Raw genomic sequence first — 18,412 nt, forward strand, 5'->3', positions numbered from 1 at the left:
GAGGCTCCGAGCTCGGCGCCCGGGCGCCTGTCCCGGCAGCAGGGCCGGGGTTTCGAGGCTCGTCGCTGGCGCTCCTCGCACCTCAACCACCGAGGGTCGGTCCGCGCGCCGACCGTCGACATCCACCGTCGCGGAGTTGCGTCGATGATTCCCCGGGCTCGCGGGCCGCTTGTAGGGTGGGTCACGTCATGCGCGGGAGATCCCGACGATGCGCAGATGCGCCGCAGGACCCTGACTGTCACACGACACTCGAACCTCGAGGATCAACTTCATGGACTACAAGGTTGCCGACCTGAGCCTGGCCGAGTTCGGCCGCAAGGAGCTCTCGCTCGCCGAGCACGAGATGCCCGGCCTCATGGAGATGCGCCGGCGCTACGCCGCCGACCAGCCGCTCAAGGGCGCCCGGATCGCCGGCTCCCTGCACATGACCATCCAGACCGGCGTCCTCATCGAGACGCTCGTCGCCCTCGGCGCCGACGTGCGCTGGGCCACCTGCAACATCTTCTCGACCCAGGACCACGCCGCCGCCGCGGTCGTCGTCGGCCCGAACGGCACCGTCGACGACCCGCAGGGCACCCCCGTCTTCGCCTGGAAGGGCGAGACCCTGGCGGAGTACTGGGACGAGGCCGAGAAGGTCTTCGACTTCACCGACGAGGCCGGCAACAAGATCGGCCCCAACATGCTGCTCGACGACGGCGGCGACATCACCCTGCTCGTGCACAAGGGCGTGGAGTTCGAGAAGGCCGGCGCCGTGCCGGGCCAGGACTCCACCGACAACGAGGAGTTCAAGGAGGTCCTCCGGGTCCTCGCGCGCTCCCTCGAGAACGACCCGCAGCGCTGGACCAACATCGCCAACGGCATCAAGGGCGTCACGGAGGAGACCACCACCGGTGTGCTCCGCCTCTACGACCGCTACAAGGAGGGCTCGCTCCTCTTCCCGGCGATCAACGTCAACGACTCGGTCACCAAGTCGAAGTTCGACAACAAGTACGGCTGCCGCCACTCGCTCATCGACGGCATCAACCGCGGCACCGACGTCATGATCGCCGGCAAGACCGCGGTCGTCTGCGGCTACGGCGACGTGGGCAAGGGCTCCGCGGAGTCCCTGCGCGGCCAGGGCGCCAAGGTGATCATCACCGAGATCGACCCGATCTGCGCGCTGCAGGCCGCGATGGACGGCTACGAGGTCAAGCGCCTCGAGACCGTCGTCGACTACGCCGACATCTTCATCACCACCACCGGCAACTTCGACATCATCCGCGTCGAGCACTTCGAGCGGATGAAGAACCAGGCCATCGTCGGCAACATCGGCCACTTCGACAACGAGATCGACATGGCCGGCCTGGCCAAGATCCCGGGCATCGTCAAGGACGAGATCAAGCCCCAGGTCCACCAGTGGATCTTCCCCGACGGCAAGAAGGTCATCGTGCTGTCCGAGGGCCGCCTGCTGAACCTCGGCAACGCGACCGGCCACCCGTCGTTCGTCATGTCGAACTCGTTCACCAACCAGGTCCTCGCGCAGATCGAGCTCTTCACCAAGCTCGAGGAGTACCCCATCGGCGTGTACGTGCTGCCCAAGCACCTCGACGAGGAGGTCGCCCGCCTGCACCTCGACGCCCTCGGCGTCGAGCTCACCGAGCTCAACCAGGCGCAGGCCGACTACCTCGGCGTCCCCGTCGAGGGCCCGTACAAGTCGGACCACTACCGCTACTAGGGCGCGAGCGTGTCGCCGGTCGAGCTCGCCGCACGGTCCTCGCTTCGCTTCGGACCGCGGGCTTCGCTCGACGCGGCTTCGCCGCGGGCGACACGCTGCCGCGCACGCGGTCGGCTTGCGTAGGTCCACCGTCCGCCAGGCGGCAAGACGATGGTGGTCGCGCGGGCGCGAGCGTGTCGCCGGTCGACACGCTGCGCACACGGGCCCCGCATTCACCTGGGTGCGGGGCCCGTGGCGTCCTCTCTCCTAGGATTGCGGGCGTGACCCCGCCTACCAGTGCGCCGTACCCCACGAAGGGGTGCGTGCTCGTCGTCGACGACGACGCGCCGCTCGCGGAGATGCTCGGCATCGTGCTGGGGCAGGAGGGCTTCGAGAGCCGGGTGTGCCCGCGGGGCGACCTGGCGCTGGCGGCGTTCCGCGACTACCGCCCCGATCTGGTGCTGCTCGACCTGATGCTGCCGGGCAAGGACGGCATCGACGTGTGCAAGGAGATCCGGGCCGAGTCCGGCGTCCCCATCGTCATGCTCACCGCCAAGGGCGACACCGTCGACGTCGTGGTCGGGCTGGAGTCGGGGGCCGACGACTACGTCGTCAAGCCCTTCAAGCCCAAGGAGCTGGTCGCCCGGATCCGGGCCCGGGTACGCCGTACCGAGGCGGTCCCGCAGGAGGCGCTCACCATCCGCGACGTCGAGATCGACGTGGCCGGGCACGCCGTGACCCGGGGCGGTGAGGAGATCTCGCTGACGCCGCTCGAGTTCGACCTGCTGCTCTGCCTGGCGCGCAAGCCCGGACAGGTGTTCACCCGGCAGGCGCTCCTGGAGGAGGTCTGGGGCTACCAGCACGCCGCCGACACCCGGCTCGTCAACGTGCATGTGCAGCGGCTGCGCTCCAAGGTCGAGCACGATCCCGAGCATCCCGAGATCGTGCTGACGGTGCGCGGCGTCGGCTACAAGGCCGGCTCCGGGTCATGACCACGACGCCCGCGACGACCGGGGTCGGTCATCGCGTGCTCGTCGGCCTCCGCGCGTGCTGGGACTGGCTGGGCCCCCGGCTGCGGCGTGCCCTGACCTTCTGGCGCCGCTCGATCCAGGCCCGGGTCGTGGCGAGCACCGTCGTCCTGTCCGCGGTCGTGGTCAGCGGCGTCGGGTGGATCCTGCTCCAGCAGACCCGGGACGGCCTGCTCCGCCATCGCGCCGAGGTCGTCCTCGGCGAGGTCGACGCCGAGGTGGCCGACGCGCAGGACCGGCTGGAGGCGGCCTCCGGGCGCGAGGTCAATGCCAACCAGCAGCAGCGCGACCTCGTCGACCCGATCATCGAGCGCGGCGACAGCCGTGGGTACGCCGTCGTGCTAGCCGGCCCGGAGGAGGAGGGCGGCAAGCTCCGCGCCGGCGGCGGGGAGTACACCAGCGGACTCGACCTGGTCAGCGTCCCGGCGCCGCTCGAGGAGCACTTCGACGGCCCGCAGCGACCGACCGCCTGGACCTACACCGAGATCGTCCGCTCGCGCGGCACCGGCTCCCAGGCGCGCACGACCCGTGAGCCGGGGATCGTCGTCGGGTCGCAGGTGCAGCTGCCCTCCGACGGCAGGACCTACACGCTCTACTTCCTCTTCCCGCTCTCCGAGGAGGAGGAGACGCTCGCCCTGGTGACGCGGGCCCTGCTGACGGCCGCCGGTCTCCTCCTCGCCCTCGTCGCCGGCCTGACCTGGCTGGTGACCCGGCAGGTCGTCACCCCGATCCGGATGGCGCGCCAGGTCGCCGAGCGGCTCGCCGCCGGCCGCCTGCAGGAGCGCCTGCAGGTCTCCGGCGAGGACGACATCGCCCGCCTGGCGTACTCCTTCAACCAGATGGCGACCAGCCTCCAGCGGCAGATCCGTCAGCTCGAGGAGCTCAGCTGGGTCCAGCGCCGCTTCGTCTCCGACGTGTCGCACGAGCTGCGCACGCCGTTGACGACGGTGCGGATGGCCTCCGACGTCCTCCACGACGCGCGCGAGGGCTTCGACCCGGCCACCGCCCGGTCGGCCGAGCTGATGCAGGCCGAGCTCGACCGGTTCGAGAACCTGCTCGTGGACCTGCTCGAGATCAGCCGCTTCGACGCCGGCGCGGCGGTCCTGACCACCGAGAACGTCAACCTCGCCGACCTGGTCCGCCGGGTGGTCGACGCCGCCCGGCCCCTGGCCGACCAGCGGGGGATCCGGGTCAGGGTGGTCGAGCCGCCGCACCCGGTGCGCGCCGAGGTCGACGTACGCCGCATCGAGCGGATCCTGCGCAATCTCGTCACGAACGCGATCGACCACGCCCTCGCCGACGATCCCAGCGAGGCGGTGATCGTGCGCCTCGCGTCCGACGACGAGGCGGCGGCGATCACCGTGCGCGACCACGGCGTCGGCCTCGCGCCGGGGGAGGCCTCGATGGTGTTCAACCGGTTCTGGCGCTCCGACCCCGCGCGCACCCGCACCAGCGGAGGCACCGGCCTCGGCCTCGCCATCGCCCAGGAGGACGCCCACCTCCACGGCGGCTGGCTCCAGGCGTGGGGACGCACGGGCCAGGGGGCGCAGTTCCGGCTCACGGTCCCCAGGCACGCCGGCGGGACGCTGCGGCACAGCCCGCTCCCGCTGGTGCCCGACGACGACGCCCCGAGCGCCGCGGCGGCGACGGCGCCGTTGACCGCACCGTTGACCGGGCAGGGCGTCGTACCGGACGAGGAGCGCGGATGAGCCCCCGGTCGCGCCGTACGACGGCCGGGGTCTTCGCTCCGCTCGCCGTCGCGCTCGCCGTCCTGTGCGGATGCACCGCGCTGCCGACCTCCGGGCCGGTGGTGCAGAGTCGCGGAACCGACCACGGCGACAGCCACCGAGCGAGCGACATCGACGCCCGCCCACCCCTCGACGGCGCCTCCCGCGTCGAGGTGGTCGCGGGATTCCTGGACGCCATGACGGCCTGGCCGGTGCAGACGAGTGTCGCCAAGCAATACCTCACCGACGAGGCCGCGGCCGGTTGGAACCCCCGCCAGGAGACGCTGATCTACAGCGACTCGCTGCCGGTGCGCGAGAGCTCGGGCACGGTGTCGGTGCAGCTCACCGCCGCCGACCGGCTCGACGCCGCCGGGGCGTGGCGGGGGGCGGTCGGCAGCGAGGAGCTGACGCTGGACTTCCAGGTGAGCGTCGAGGACGGGGAGTACCGGATCGTGGACCCACCGGACGCGCTCGTCGTCCCGGCGTCGTGGTTCCGGCAGCGCTACCACCAGGTCTCGCTGTACTACTTCGACCAGATGGCGCAGATCCTGGTCCCCGAGCCCGTGTTCGTCCCCGAGGGCGACCAGCTCGCCACCAGCCTGGTCTCCGGCCTGCTCGCGGGACCGCCGCCGCTGGCTCAGGGGGTCGTGCGCTCGTTCGTGCCGTCGGGTCTGTCGATCGGGCTCTCCGTGCCCGTGGACGAGGCCGGGGTCGCCGACATCTCGCTGGCAGGGGAGGCCCAGTCCGTCACCGCCGAGCAGGCCGAGCTGATGCTGGCCCAGCTCGCCTGGACCCTGCGCCAGGACCCCTCCGTCACCGCGCTGCGGGTCACCCTCGACGGCAGCGCCCTGCCCCTGCCCGGCGGTGTCTCGCAGTACTCCGTAGACGCCGCTGCGGCCTACGGCCCGGCCGGTCCCGGGGGAAGCAAGAGCCTGTACGCCGTCAGCCAGGGCCGCCTCCTCGCCGGCAGCCGCGACACCGACCTGGACCCCGTCACCGGAGTCCTCGGCGACGAGGGCGCCGGGGTGGTCGCCGTGGCGGTCAGCCCGGACAACGAGCAGGCCGCCGCCGTCGACCGCGGCGGACGCCGGGTCCGGCTGGCCACCGTCGACGAGTCCACCTCGCAGCCCGCGGCGCAGGTCCTGCTCGACGGCGGCGACTACGCGCGACCCTCCTGGGACAACGCCGGCCGGCTGTGGGTGCTCGAGCGGCGCCCCGGCGGCGCGGTCGTGTGGTTGTACGACGGCGAGGGCGTGCGAACCGTCCAGGTCCCCGGCATCACCGGCACCCGCGCCCGCGAGCTCGCGGTCAGCCGTGACGGCACCCGGCTCGTCGCGGTCGTGCGCACCGCCGAGGTCGACGCGGTCGTCGGCGCCCGGCTGCTCGTGGGCGGGCGCGGCCAGGTCCGCCGCGCCGGCCGGCCGTTCGTCGTCCGCGCCCCGGAGGGCAGCAAGATCACCGACCTCGCCTGGGCCGGACCCACCCGGGTGGCCGTGCTGACCGCCACCGCGCCCGGCCGCCTCTACGAGGTCGACGTGGTCGCCGCCGACGGCGCCACGGTCGGCGTCGACGTGGTGTCGACCATCGTCAACGGAGAGGTGCTCGGGCTGGCCGCGTCGCCGGTCGAGGACGCCCCGATGTACGCCGTGTACGCCGACCGCTTCGTCGACATCGTCCGCCAGGAGAGCCACGACATCGGTCCGGACGGGATCTCCCAGCTCGACTACGCCGGCTGATCCGGCCGACGTCGAGCCCCGTCCTCCACAGGCTGCGATCGGCCGGTTGCCCCCGACCGGCCGCCCTGCTGAGGTGAGCCGGTGGCGACCCCAGGCAGGCCCCTGCCGCTCCTCGCCGACGGCTTCGTCGACCTGGTGCTCGGCTCACGGTGCGTCGTCTGCGACCGTCCCGGGCGGCCGATGTGTCCCTCGTGCCACGAGGCCCGGCCTGCGCACGCCGGCGTGCACTGGCCGACTCCATGCCCGGCGGGCCTCGTGCCGCCGTACGCGGTCGGTGAGTACGCCGGCGCATTGCGCGCCCTCGTCCTGGCCCACAAGGAGCGCCGCGTCCTCGCCCTCGCCCGGCCGCTCGGGGAGCTGCTCGCCACCTCCGTCGCCGCCTCCCTCGCCACCATCGGGGCCGGCGCACCCGTCCTCCTCGTGCCCGTGCCGTCGCGCGCCGCCACCGTCCGCCAGCGCGGCCACGACCCGACCCTCACCATGGCCCGCGCCGCCGCCCGCACCCTCGGCCCCGACGTCCGGACCGCCCCGCTCCTGCGCCTGCGCCCCGGCGTCGTCGACCAGGCCGGCCTCGACGCCGCCGGCCGCGCCGCCAACCTCGCCGGGTCCATGACCGTCCCCGCGCCCGCCGTACGACGCATCTCGCGACGCTGCCCGCGGGCCCACGTCGTCGTGTGCGACGACGTGCTCACCACCGGAGCGACGCTGCGCGAGGCCCAACGCGCCCTCGAGGCCGCGGGCGTGCGGGTGCATGCCGCCGCCGTCGTGGCCGCCACCCGGCGCCGGAGCGCCGCGAGCCACTGAACTTGGGACGAAGCCTTTCGTCGTCACCACCGACGGACTACCGTCTGGACATGGAGTCCGCCCGGGTCCGTGGTTGCGTCGCCCAGGCCGGGCGCGAGCCCAGTCCGGGGTGGCAAGCCGATGCCAGTCGCAGGCGAAACGGTCCACGTAAGCCGGCCCTCGGGCCGGTGATCACGGTGCGGCTTAGTCGTCAGTCCTGCCTCGGACCGGACGTCAGATACGTCCGTCCCCGGGAGAGGGCCGGTAGTGGCAACAAGCTGCGGAAGCCCCAGCAGGCGGGTGTGGGGACGAAGACCAGGTCGGCCGGGCGGGCTCCGTCTGATGGCGCGAGCGTGTCGCCAGTCGAGCTTGCCGCACGGTCCTCGCTTCGCTTCGGACCGCGGGCTGCGCTCGACGCGGCTTCGCCGCGGGGCGACACGCTGCCGCGCGGGTTTGATGGCGCGAGCGTGTCGTCGCTTCGCTCCGCCACGCTCGCGCCATCATCAACGTCCTGCCCTGTGGCAGGAGAGCCCATCACGCCGAAATCCCTTGGAGGTAACTGATGGATGTTGTGGTCACCGGACGGCACTGCGAGATCTCGGACCGGTTCCGGGAGCATGCCGCGGAGAAGCTCACGAAGCTGGAGAAGCACGATCACCGGATCATCCGGGTGCACGTGGAGGTGGATTGCGAGCCCAACCCGCGCCAGCACGACCAAGCCGTCCACGTGGAGCTCACGGCCTTCTCCAAGGGGCCCGTCATCCGGGCCGAGGCCGCCGCTGACGACAAGATGGGCGCGCTCGACCTCGCTCTCGACAAGATGGCCGCGCAGATGCGCAAGGCCGCCGACCGGCGGCGGGTGCACCGCGGCCGTCGTACGCCGGTCTCGGTCGGCAAGGCCCTCTCCGACGTGCCCCCGACCGTGGTCGAGGACGACGACGACGAGGTCGCCATCGACCGGCAGGTCGGGCCGATCACGGTCACCGGCGACGGCCCGCTGGTGGTGCGCGAGAAGACCCACCCGGCCAGCCCGATGACGCTCGACCAGGCGCTCTACGAGATGGAGCTGGTCGGCCACGACTTCTACCTCTACGTCGACAAGGAGAGCGAGCGGCCTGCCGTCGTCTACCGCCGGCGCGGCTACGACTACGGCGTGATCTCGCTCGACATCGGCGGCGAGGACGCCTGAACTCCACTCCCATGGCGCCACTGAACCGGTCTGGACCGGTGTTCACTCGGGAGGTCGTGTCATGATGCCCGCGTGGGGAACGGGAATTCGCCGGCAGCCGCGGGACCGGGACAGCCCGTGAGCGAGCCGGTACGAGTGGTGGTCGTCGACGACCAGGAGCTGTTCCGTCGCGGGCTGACGATGCTGCTGGGCATCGAGGACGGCATCGAGGTGGTCGGCGAGGCCAGCAACGGCGTCGAGGGCGTCGAGCTGGCCGTCAGCACCGTGCCCGACGTGGTGCTGCTGGACGTGCGGATGCCCAAGCAGTCCGGCATCGAGGCCTGCGTCGCCATCAAGGAGGCGGTCCCGATGACGAAGATCATCATGCTGACCGTCTCCGACGAGGAGGCCGACCTCTACGAAGCGGTCAAGAGCGGCGCCTCGGGCTACCTCCTCAAGGACTCCTCCATCGAGGAGGTGGCCCAGGGCATCCGCGTGGTCGCCGACGGCCAGTCGCTGATCAGCCCGTCGATGGCGGCCAAGCTGATCGACGAGTTCAAGACGATGTCCAAGCCCGACCGCGCGTCGGGCCCGGCCCTCAAGCTCACCGACCGGGAGCTTGAGGTGCTGCGCTCGGTCGCCCGCGGGCTCAGCAACCGCGACGTCGCCGCCCAGCTCGCGATCAGTGAGAACACCGTCAAGAACCACGTCCGCAACATCCTCGAGAAGCTGCAGCTCCACTCGAGGATGGAGGCGGTCATGTACGCCGTCCGCGCCAAGCTCGTCGAGCTCGAATAGCCCACCCGGCTGTCGGCGGCTGCTCCTAGGGTGGGCTCCGTGCCCACCACGCAGTCGCTCTCGCTCGCCCAGGCGCGCCGGGTCGCGTTGGCCGCCCAGGGCTTCCTCGACCCGGCCCACGCGAGGCCGACGATGCGGACCTTCGAGCGCACCCTGGCCCGCACGGGCGTGCTCCAGGTCGACAGCGTCAACGTCCTGCAGCGGGCGCACTTCATGCCGCTCTACTCGCGGATGGGCCCCTACGACGTCGGGCTCCTGCAGCGCGCGGCGAGCGGGCGCGACCGGCGGGTGGTGGAGTACTGGGCGCACGTGCAGGCGTTCATGCCGGTCGAGCTGTGGCCGGCGATGCGGCACCGGATGGACGACTACCGCACGCGGCGCGGCAAGTGGTTCACCGTCGAGGAGGGCGACGCGCTCGAGGTCGCGCTGGTCGCCGAGATCACCGAGCGCGGCGCCAGCACGGCACGCCAGCTCGACGACGGGCTGCCGCGCTCGAAGGACCACTGGGGCTGGAACTGGTCGCGCACCCGCCGCATGCTCGACTACCTCTACATGACCGGCGAGCTGGCCATCGCCGGACGCAACAGCCAGTTCGAGATCCGCTACGACCTCCCCGAGCGGGTGCTGCCGGCCGCCGTCCTCGCGGCTCCGGCGATGTCCGCGTCCGAGGCCCACGTGGAGCTCGTCCGACGAGCGGCCCGCTCCCACGGCGTCGCGTCGGCCCACTGCCTGGCCGACTACTTCCGGATCCGGGTGGGGGAGGCGCGGACGGCGATCGCCGAGCTGGTCGCCGCCGGCGAGCTCGAGCCGGTCGAGGTGCAGGGCTGGCGGCGTCCGGCGTACCTCCACCGCGACGCGCGCCTCCCGCGCCGGATCGGAGGCCGGGCGCTTCTGAGCCCGTTCGACCCGGTGGTGTGGGAGCGCGACCGGGCGGAGGCGCTCTTCGAGTTCCTCTACCGCATCGAGATCTACACCCCCGCCCATCAGCGGGTGCACGGCTACTACGTCCTGCCCTTCCTGCTCGGCGACCGGATCGTCGGGCGGGTCGACCTCAAGGCCGAGCGGGCCACCGGGCGGCTGCTCGTGCAGTCGGCCTGGACCGAGCCTCACGCGCCTGCCGAGACCGCGGCGGAGCTGGCCGTCGAGCTCACCCGGCTGGCCGGCTGGCTCGGTCTCGGCGAGGTGGTCGTGGCGCCTCGGGGCGATCTGGCCGCTGCGCTCGCCGCCGAGGTCGCCCGGGCCGCCTGAGCGGGGCCGCCTCCCGAGGCCATTGTGCCGGCGCGCGGTGTGCTGCAGGCTACGTCACAGCACACGGCGTCGGAGGCTGGTCCGGCGCGACCTTCGGGGGAGGAAGCCCATGACCCTGCGACGTCATCTGACCCGGAGCCTGCGTCGAGCGACCGTCGCCGCGGCGACGGTCGCGCTCGTGGCGACCACTCCCGTGGTCGCCCACTCGCCGGTCGCTGCATCGACGGCGGCATCGACGGCGGCATCGACGGTCGCGGAGCGTCTCCCCGCCGCGGCCGGCCTCGAGGGACAGCCCGGCACCGTCCTGGCCGCCGAGCGGCTCGACAAGGACCTGTGGATCCCGCGGACGACGGGCAAGGCGTTCCGGCTGACCTATGTCACGACCGACTCCTTCGGCCAGCCGGCGACCAGCACCGGTGCGGTCTACATCCCGAAGGGCAAGGCGCCCGAGGGCGGCTGGCCCGTGCTCTCCTGGGCCCACGGGACCGTCGGTCTGGGCGATGCGTGCACTCCTTCGGTGGTCGGGCCCGGCCTGCCCGAACGGGACTTCCCCTATCTGCAACGCTGGATGGAGCAGGGCTACGCGATCGTCGCCAGCGACTACGTCGGCCTCGGCACGCCCGGGCTGATGCCCTACCTCGACGGCGAGGCCACCGCGCACAGCGTCGTCGACATGGTCAAGGCTGGCTACAACTTCGCGACCGACCGCCTGGCCGAGCCGCATCGACTCTCCCGCTCGTGGGTCGCCATCGGCCAGTCCCAGGGCGCCGGCGCCGCGATCTACACCGCTCGATACGCCACCGAGATGGGCGGGCCGGCGCTGGACTACCGCGGGGCGGTCGGGACCGGCACCCCGGCGTACGTCGAGCAGGGGATCAGCATCCTCGGGCCCGGCAGCCCTCCGGTCGCGCTGCCGCCGGCGGTCACGGCGTACGTCTCCTACATCTTCACCTCCCTGCGCTACGTGCACCCCGAGCTGGGCATCGACGCCATCCTCACGCCGACGGGTGAGCACTACCTCGACCTGGCCGAGACCGCCTGCCTGCGCCCGTTCATGCAGGAGCTCGATGGAGTCGTGCTGGGTGACTTCGTGACGCAGCCGGTCGCCACGCTCCCCGGATTCCAGGCGACCGTGCGCGACTACATGGGCATGCCCGAGGACGGCTTCGACCGGCCCTTCTTCATGGGCCACGGTCTGCGCGACGTCGACGTCCCCTATGCCACGACCGCCGCGTACGTCGCCGCGTTGCGGGCCAACGGTGAGCCGGTCACCTTCGTGACCTACGACAACGACCACAGCGGCACGATGGTCGAGGCGCAGGCCGACGCGATCCCGTTCGTGCGCGCGCTGTTCGAGTCCGGCCCCTGACCCCGATGCGGCACAGGCTCAGGCTAAGGTCACCGGCGTGACCCAACGCACTCTCGTCCTCCTCAAGCCCGACGCGGTCCGCCGCGGCCTGGTCGGCAACGTGCTGGCCCGGTTCGAGGCGAAGGGCCTGCGCATCGTGGCCATGGAGCACCGCCACATCGACGCGGCGACGGCCGACGCCCACTACGCCGAGCACGTCGAGCGCGACTTCTACCCCCCGCTGCGCGACTTCGTCACCAGCGGCCCGCTCGTCGCGCTGGTGCTCGAGGGCGACGAGGCCATCGAGGTGGTCCGCGCGCTCAACGGCGCCACCGACGGCCGCAAGGCCGCCCCCGGCACCATCCGCGGCGACCTGTCGCTGTCGAACCGGGAGAACCTCGTCCACGGCTCGGACTCGCCCGAGTCGGCGGAGCGCGAGATCGGGCTCTGGTTCCCGGGCATTTGAGTTCGGCCGAGCGAGTCGCCCGATCGGCGGCTGCGGCCGGTCGCTCGCTTCGCTCGGACCGCCCTTGCCGTCGATGCGCTGCGCGCGGGGCGACTCGCTGCCGGCCGCGCGGGCGAGTCCGGTAGGGCCCACCTGCGCCTGGCGGCAAGACGTTTCGCTGTTGTCTGGGGCCGAGCCAGTCGCCCGCCTGCCGAGCGGCCGGCTACTCGACGAGCGAGAGAGACGCGCCGCGCCGTACCGGCGTGCCTGCGCTGACTGACCCCCCTCGTTCCTTACGCTCGCAAGCGGAGACCGGCGGATCGTGCGCTCGCCGGCCACCCCGGCACCTGTCGGCTTCCCCTGAAGCGCACGAGGGCTTGGTCGGACCCGGCCATGCCCGGCGACGTTCTGCGAGGAAGCGTGAGGGCGAACTCCATCATCGGCCGCGACATGGCCGTCGACCTCGGCACCGCCAACACGCTCGTCTACGTCCGCCGCCGGGGCGTGCTGCTCGACGAGCCGAGCGTCGTGGCGCTCAACGACAGCACCGGCGAGGTGATCGCGGTCGGGCATCAGGCCAAGCAGATGCTGGGCCGCACCCCGGACAACATCACCGCCCTGCGTCCGCTGCGCGACGGGGTGATCGCCGACTTCGAGGCGACCGAGCAGATGCTGCGCCACTTCATCGCGCGCGTGCACCGTCGCCGCTACTTCGCCAAGCCCCGCATGGTCATCTGCGTGCCGAGCTCGATCACGCCGGTCGAGCAGCGCGCGGTCAAGGAGGCCGGCTACCAGGCCGGCGCCCGCCGTGTGTACGTCGTCGAGGAGCCGATGGCCGCCGCGATCGGCGCCGGGCTGCCGGTGCACGAGGCGACCGGCAACATGATCGTCGACGTCGGCGGCGGTACGACGGAGGTCGCCGTCATCTCGCTCGGCGGCATCGTCACCTCCCTCTCCATCCGCACGGCCGGCGACGACCTCGACGCCGCGATCATCGCGTGGATGAAGAAGGAGCACGGCGTGATGCTCGGCGAGCGCACCGCCGAGGACGTCAAGATCACCCTGGGCTCGGCCTTCCCACGTCCCGGCGAGCCCCAGGGCGAGGTCCGCGGACGCGACATGGTCACCGGCCTGCCGCGCACCGTCGAGGTCACCAGCGCCGACATCCGGCACGCGCTGGAGGAGCCGCTGCACGCCATCGTCGACGCCGTCCGCGTCACCCTCGACCAGACCCCGCCCGAGCTCGCCGGCGACATCATGGACCGCGGCATCGTGCTGACCGGCGGGGGAGCGCTCCTGCGCGGCCTCGACGAGCGCATCCGCCACGAGACCGGCATGCCCGTCCACGTCGCCGAGGACCCGCTGGTCTCGGTCGCGATGGGCGCCGGGCGCTGCGTCGAGGAGTTCGAGGCCCTCCAGCAGGTGCTCGTCAGCAACCAGCGGCGGTTCTGAGCCGATGGCCATCGACACCCGCCCGCCGAGCAGCCGACCCGGTGCGCCGAGCCCGGTCCGCCGCACCAGCACCTCGCGCGATCCCGAGCGCGACTCCGGGCGCCCGGCCCGCTCGCTGGTCGTCGCTCTCGTGCTCGCCTGCGCCGCGCTCATGGTCGTCGACAAGACCGGTGGCGAGAGCTCGCCGGTCGACCCGGTCCGCCGCGCGGTGGGCGAGGTCGTCGGCCCGGTCCAGGCCGGGGTGTCGACCGTCGTACGCCCGCTCGTCGACCTGCCCGGCGCGCTGCGGACCAACGGCTCGCTCCGCGACGACGTCGACCGGCTCGAGGCCGAGAACGCCGGACTGCGCAATCAGCTCGCCAAGGCCGGGTACGACGAGCAGCGCCTCGCGCAGCTCGCCGGGCTGCGCGCCGTGGCCCGGGACTCCGCCCACGCACTGGTGGCGGCCCGTGTGATCGCGATCGGTCCGGCTCAGTCGTTCTCCAGCACGGTCACCCTCGACGCGGGCTCCGACACCGGGCTGCGCCCCGACATGACCGTGGTCGCCGCGGAGGGTCTGGTCGGCCGGATCACGTCGGTCACCGCGCACACCGCGACGGTGCTGCTCATCGTCGACGACACCTCCTCGGTCGGCGGCCGGATCGGCGACAACCTCGAGCTCGGCTTCGTCCGCGGGCACGGGACGCTCGGCACCGACGACCGCCTCGAGCTGGAGCTCGCCGACCGCAACGTCATGCCCCAGGTCGGCCAGCCGGTCGTCACGTGGGGCAGCGAGGGCGGCTCGCCCTACATCGCCGGGATCCCGATCGGCACCGTCGGCAAGGTCTACGAGTCGCTGCGGGAGACCTCCTACCGCGCCGTGATCACGCCGGGCGTCGACTTCACGGCGCTCGACCTGGTCGGCGTCGTGGTGCCGTCCGGCGACCAGCACGCCACGATCGAGGCCGACGGGAGCCTGGTCCCATGAATCGTCGCGGCCGCCTGATCGGCACCCTCGTCGCGGTGTTCGCGGCCCTGCTGCTGCAGGTCACCGTGCTTCCGCTCTTCGCCTGGGACGTCGGCGGACTCGGCGTCGTCCCCGACCTCGTGCTGCTCGTCGTCGTCGCGACCGCCCTCGCCACCGACACCCGCTTCGCCACGCTGACCGGATTCTGGGCCGGACTGCTGCTCGACATCGCACCGCCGGCCGACCATCTCGCCGGCCGCTGGGCGCTCGCGCTGATGGTCGTCGGCTACGTCGTGGGCCGGCTCGTGCACGACAACGCCGGCGATGTCGGCGCCGGCAGCCGCTTCGCCCGCGAGGGCGTACGCCGACCGCCGCTTCCGCTCGCGCTGGCCGCGGCCGCCGGCGGCTCCTTCGTCGGCACCTCCGTCTTCGCGCTGTCCGGCCTGCTGCTGCGTGACGCGGGCGCGTCGATCGGCGAGCTGCTGCCCGTCGCGTTGGTCGCGCTCCTCCTCGACGTGGTGGCGGCGCTGGCCGTCGTACCCGCGACGCTGTGGCTGCTCGACCGGTCCACCAGCGACGGTCTGCCGCGCCCCGCCGTCCGCCCCGCCCAGCGGCTCCGGGTCCGCCTCTGATGGCAGCCCCCGCCACCGGCGCCTCGCATCGCAGCCGACTGCGCCTGATCGTCATCCAGACGCTCGTCTTCTCGCTGCTCGCCACCCTCGGCGCGCGCCTCTACTACCTCCAGGTGATCTCGGGGGAGCGCTACCAGGGCAAGGCCGCGTCGCAGTCGGTGCGCGAGATCGTCGTCCAGCCGCAGCGCGGACTGATCGTCGACGCGATGGGCCGTCCGCTCGTGACCAACAGGCTCACCTGGGTGGTCTCCCTCGACCGCACCCTGCTCGGCAAGATGTCGGTCGCCGACCGTGCCGAGCTGCTCGACCGCACCGGCGACGCGATCGGCATGGCGGTGCCCGCCATCGAGGCCAAGCTGCTGCTGTGCGGCGACGACGGCGCCGTCGCTGGGAAGTGCTGGAACGGCTCGCCCTACCAGCCCGTCCCGATCGCGCAGGACGTCAAGGAGGGCGCGGCGCTGCGCATCCTCGAGCAGCCCGAGGACTTCCCCGGCGTGGTCGTCGACCGGCAGACCGTGCGGCAGTACCCCGCGCCGTACGGCATCAACGCCGCCCACCTCCTCGGCTACCTCAGCCCCATCACCAAGGACGAGCTCGACTCCGCCGAGGACTCCGGCGACAGCTCGGTCAACGGCGCGTCCGTCGTCGGCCGCGCAGGCGTCGAGAAGGAGTACGACGAGTGGCTGCGCGGGCAGCCGGGCTACGACCAGGTCGCGGTCGACTCCAAGGGCCGGGTGCGCGAGGACGTCTCCGGCCTCGAGGCCCAGCCCGGCGACACCCTGGTCACCTCCATCGACGCGAAGGTGCAGAGCGTCGTCGAGGAGCAGCTCGCCGCGATGATCGCCAAGCAGCGCGCGACCCGCGATCCCGTGACCAAGCGCAACTTCGAGGCCGACTCGGGTGCCGCCGTGGTGATGGAGGCGAAGACCGGGCGGATCGTCGCGATGGCCAGCCAGCCGACGTACGACCCCTCGGTGTGGGTCGGCGGGATCACGCCGAAGCAGCTCAAGCGCCTCTACTCGAAGGCGGCCGGGACGCCGCTCCTGGCCCGCTCGTTCCAGGGCCAGTTCGCTCCCGGATCGACCTGGAAGCCGTTCATGACCGTCGGCGCGCTGCCCCACGGCTACTCGCCGTCGACCGTCCTCGGCTGCCCGTCGGCGGTGCAGATCGGCAACCGCGCCTTCCACAACCACGAGTCGTCGGCGCACGGGTCGATCACCTTCGCCCGCGCGCTCGAGGTCTCCTGCAACACCTTCTTCTACCAGGTCGGCATGCACTTCTGGCAGAAGTTCGGCTCGGACCCCGACGACGACGACGCGAAGGACCCGCTGGTCGAGCAGGCCGAGCGGTTCGGCTTCGGCTCCCGCACCGGCGTGGACCTGCCCGGCGAGGCGTCGGGACGTGTCGCCGATCGGAAGTGGAAGCGCTCCTACTACGAGTCGATGAAGGACTACTACTGCGGGATCGCGAAGAAGCCGCAGGACGGCAAGACCTCCGACTTCGTCTACAAGTTCTCCCGCGAGTTCTGCGTCGAGGGCTGGAAGTACCGCCTGCCCGACGCCGCCAACTTCGCCATCGGCCAGGGCGACACCATCGTCACGCCGCTGCAGCTGGCGCGGGGCTATGGGGCGCTCGCCAACGGCGGCACCCTGTGGGAGCCCCGTGTCGGCAAGGCGATCGTGTCGCCCGACGGCAAGGTGATCCGCGAGATCGAGCCGAAGAAGGAGCGCCGGCTCAAGGTGCCGGCGTCGGTGCTCAGGTACGTCGACGAGGCGCTCCAGGGCGTCGCGACCCGCGGCACGATGAACTGGAAGCTCCAGGGCTTCCCTCTCGACCAGGTCCAGATCCGCGCCAAGACCGGCTCGGCCGAGGTGTACGGCAAGCAGTCGACCGGTTGGGTCGCGTCGTACACCAAGGACTACGTCGTCGTGATGATGATGAGCCAGGGCGGCACCGGATCCGGCTCGACCGGCGACGGCATCCGCGCGATCTGGGAGGCGCTCTACGGAGTCGACGGCGAGGGCGTCGACCCGGGCAAGGCTGCGATCCCCGGTGTCACGCCCCCCGCGCGGCTGCCGACCTTCGGCGACGACGGCTCGATCCTTCCTCCGGCGCGCGTGAAGGGCGGCGAGTGATGAGCAATCGGATCCAGGCGAGCACTCGGCGTACGACGGCATCGCGCCGGGTCGGCCGCCTCCACTGGGCCGACCTCGACCTGGTCCTGCTCGGCGCCGTCCTCGTCCTCTCGCTCCTCGGCTGCCTGCTGATCTGGTCGGCGACCCTCGAGCGCGACGACCTCACCAGCGGCGACACCCGGGCGTTCCTGGTCAAGCAGGTCGTCAACGTGGTCCTCGGCCTCGGGTTGATGGTGCTCGTGGTGGTCACCGACCACCGCTGGGTCCGGATCCTCGCGCCGGTCGGCTACCTGCTCGCTGTGCTCGGGCTGGTCCTCGTCCTCGTGATGGGCTCGACCGTCAACGGGTCCCGCTCGTGGCTGATGATCGGCGGGATGTCGCTCCAGCCCTCGGAGCTGGCCAAGCTGGCGGTCGTGGTCGGCATGGCGCTCGTGGTCGCCGAGCGGAGCGAGGGGCGGTGGCGCGACCGGGTCGGCACGTCCGACGTGCTGCTGATGCTGCTCGTCGCCGGGGTGCCCGCGGTCCTGATCCTCGCCCAGCCCGATCTCGGCACCATGCTCGTGCTCACGGCCACCGTCTTCGGCGTCATCGCGGCCTCCGGCGCCCACCGGCGCTGGCTCGGCCTGCTGGCCGGCGGCGGCGTGGCCGCGGCCGTGCTGGCCGTGTCGAGCGGGATGCTCAAGGAGTACCAGGTCGACCGCTTCCTCGCCTTCACCAATCCCGCCCTCGACCCCAAGGGCGCCGGCTACAACGTCGAGCAGGCCAGGATCGCCGTCGGCAACGGCGGCCTGTTCGGCCAGGGTCTCTTCCACGGCTCCCAGACCCAGTCCGGCTTCGTCCCCGAGCAGCACACCGACTTCGTGTTCACCGTCGCCGGCGAGGAGCTCGGCCTGGCCGGCGCAGCGCTGATCGTGGGGCTCCTCGGCGTGGTGCTGTGGCGTGCCCTGCGGATCGCGAGCCGCACCGACGACGTCTTCGGCCGGATCGCCGCGGCCGGCATCGCCTGCTGGTTCGGCTTCCAGGCCTTCCAGAACGTCGGCATGTGCCTGGGCATCATGCCCGTCACCGGCGTCCCCCTGCCCTTCGTGTCCTACGGCGGATCGTCCATGTTCGCCGGCATGCTCGCCGTCGGCCTGCTGCAGAACATCCACCTCGGCGCACTCTCCGCTCCCGCCTCCCGGCTGGCTCCCCAGGAGCGGGTGCTCGTCCGCGGCTGACGCGGCGGAGCCGGGCGGCGCTGCTCCGGACGTGCCGATGTCCCCGCGAGCAGGGC

At 72.2% G+C, this 18,412-nt stretch carries 15 protein-coding genes; all 15 read left to right on the top strand.

The window, feature by feature from the left end; all coding sequences use genetic code 11:
- The first annotated feature begins 271 nt into the window (after positions 1-271).
- The 15 genes from ahcY (at position 272) to rodA (ending at position 18,356) form a co-directional block, all read left to right on the top strand.
- Positions 272-1,714, top strand: coding sequence for an adenosylhomocysteinase (ahcY, locus tag FHP29_RS06955; RefSeq protein WP_205013928.1), 1,443 nt, complete (start codon positions 272-274; stop codon positions 1,712-1,714).
- Positions 1,715-1,965: 251 nt separating this feature from the next.
- A complete protein-coding gene (gene mtrA, locus FHP29_RS06960; protein WP_139622284.1) occupies positions 1,966-2,685 on the top strand; it encodes an MtrAB system response regulator MtrA in 720 nt (239 codons plus the stop codon).
- Positions 2,682-4,430: an MtrAB system histidine kinase MtrB gene (gene mtrB / locus FHP29_RS06965; RefSeq protein ID WP_139622142.1), complete on the top strand. Its 1,749-nt coding sequence runs from the start codon at positions 2,682-2,684 to the stop codon at positions 4,428-4,430. Before mtrA ends, mtrB begins: the two co-directional genes overlap by 4 nt.
- Positions 4,427-6,184, top strand: coding sequence for an LpqB family beta-propeller domain-containing protein (locus tag FHP29_RS06970; RefSeq protein WP_139622143.1), 1,758 nt, complete (start codon positions 4,427-4,429; stop codon positions 6,182-6,184). The genes mtrB and FHP29_RS06970 overlap by 4 nt, the downstream gene beginning before the upstream one ends.
- An 81-nt stretch (positions 6,185-6,265) precedes the next feature.
- Positions 6,266-6,988 (top strand): ComF family protein, encoded by a 723-nt coding sequence (locus FHP29_RS06975; protein ID WP_240044366.1) that lies wholly within the window; start codon positions 6,266-6,268, stop codon positions 6,986-6,988.
- Between the two features lie 541 nt (positions 6,989-7,529).
- Positions 7,530-8,156, top strand: a complete 627-nt coding sequence (hpf, locus tag FHP29_RS06980) for a ribosome hibernation-promoting factor, HPF/YfiA family (RefSeq protein WP_139622144.1) — start codon at positions 7,530-7,532, stop codon at positions 8,154-8,156.
- 117 nt (positions 8,157-8,273) lie between these two features.
- Positions 8,274-8,933 (top strand): response regulator, encoded by a 660-nt coding sequence (locus tag FHP29_RS06985; RefSeq protein ID WP_240044367.1) that lies wholly within the window; start codon positions 8,274-8,276, stop codon positions 8,931-8,933.
- A gap of 39 nt (positions 8,934-8,972) precedes the next feature.
- Positions 8,973-10,181, top strand: coding sequence for a winged helix-turn-helix domain-containing protein (locus FHP29_RS06990; RefSeq protein ID WP_240044368.1), 1,209 nt, complete (start codon positions 8,973-8,975; stop codon positions 10,179-10,181).
- 109 nt (positions 10,182-10,290) lie between these two features.
- On the top strand, positions 10,291-11,550 hold the full coding sequence (locus FHP29_RS06995) for an alpha/beta hydrolase (RefSeq protein ID WP_139622146.1): 1,260 nt from the start codon (positions 10,291-10,293) through the stop codon (positions 11,548-11,550).
- Between the two features lie 37 nt (positions 11,551-11,587).
- Positions 11,588-11,995 carry a nucleoside-diphosphate kinase gene (gene ndk / locus FHP29_RS07000; RefSeq protein WP_139622147.1) on the top strand — a complete coding sequence of 136 codons (408 nt, stop codon included), beginning with the start codon at positions 11,588-11,590 and terminating at the stop codon, positions 11,993-11,995.
- 399 nt (positions 11,996-12,394) lie between these two features.
- Positions 12,395-13,426, top strand: a complete 1,032-nt coding sequence (locus tag FHP29_RS07005) for a rod shape-determining protein (protein ID WP_275669429.1) — start codon at positions 12,395-12,397, stop codon at positions 13,424-13,426.
- Positions 13,427-13,430: 4 nt separating this feature from the next.
- Complete coding sequence (gene mreC / locus FHP29_RS07010; protein ID WP_139622148.1) at positions 13,431-14,393, top strand: rod shape-determining protein MreC; 963 nt, start codon at positions 13,431-13,433, stop codon at positions 14,391-14,393.
- The gene (gene mreD / locus FHP29_RS07015) at positions 14,390-15,004 is read left to right on the top strand and encodes a rod shape-determining protein MreD (protein WP_139622149.1); all 615 of its coding nucleotides are present in this window, start codon (positions 14,390-14,392) and stop codon (positions 15,002-15,004) included. The genes mreC and mreD overlap by 4 nt, the downstream gene beginning before the upstream one ends.
- Positions 15,004-17,139, top strand: coding sequence for a penicillin-binding protein 2 (mrdA, locus tag FHP29_RS07020; RefSeq protein ID WP_139622150.1), 2,136 nt, complete (start codon positions 15,004-15,006; stop codon positions 17,137-17,139). The genes mreD and mrdA overlap by 1 nt, the downstream gene beginning before the upstream one ends.
- A complete protein-coding gene (gene rodA, locus FHP29_RS07025) occupies positions 17,139-18,356 on the top strand; it encodes a rod shape-determining protein RodA (protein ID WP_139622151.1) in 1,218 nt (405 codons plus the stop codon). Before mrdA ends, rodA begins: the two co-directional genes overlap by 1 nt.
- Positions 18,357-18,412: the final 56 nt, after the last annotated feature.

Source organism: Nocardioides albidus (genome assembly GCF_006335005.1).
Classification (GTDB): domain Bacteria; phylum Actinomycetota; class Actinomycetes; order Propionibacteriales; family Nocardioidaceae; genus Nocardioides; species Nocardioides albidus.

What these genes read in the sequence shown, in the direction of transcription:
- ahcY (WP_205013928.1), top strand. Translation starts at nt 272, where the DNA reads ATGGACTACAAGGTTGCCGACCTGAGCCTGGCCGAGTTCGGCCGCAAG.
- mtrB (WP_139622142.1), top strand. Translation starts at nt 2,682, where the DNA reads ATGACCACGACGCCCGCGACGACCGGGGTCGGTCATCGCGTGCTCGTC.
- FHP29_RS06970 (WP_139622143.1), top strand. Translation starts at nt 4,427, where the DNA reads ATGAGCCCCCGGTCGCGCCGTACGACGGCCGGGGTCTTCGCTCCGCTC.
- hpf (WP_139622144.1), top strand. Translation starts at nt 7,530, where the DNA reads ATGGATGTTGTGGTCACCGGACGGCACTGCGAGATCTCGGACCGGTTC.
- FHP29_RS06995 (WP_139622146.1), top strand. Translation starts at nt 10,291, where the DNA reads ATGACCCTGCGACGTCATCTGACCCGGAGCCTGCGTCGAGCGACCGTC.
- mreC (WP_139622148.1), top strand. Translation starts at nt 13,431, where the DNA reads ATGGCCATCGACACCCGCCCGCCGAGCAGCCGACCCGGTGCGCCGAGC.
- mreD (WP_139622149.1), top strand. Translation starts at nt 14,390, where the DNA reads ATGAATCGTCGCGGCCGCCTGATCGGCACCCTCGTCGCGGTGTTCGCG.
- mrdA (WP_139622150.1), top strand. Translation starts at nt 15,004, where the DNA reads ATGGCAGCCCCCGCCACCGGCGCCTCGCATCGCAGCCGACTGCGCCTG.
- rodA (WP_139622151.1), top strand. Translation starts at nt 17,139, where the DNA reads ATGAGCAATCGGATCCAGGCGAGCACTCGGCGTACGACGGCATCGCGC.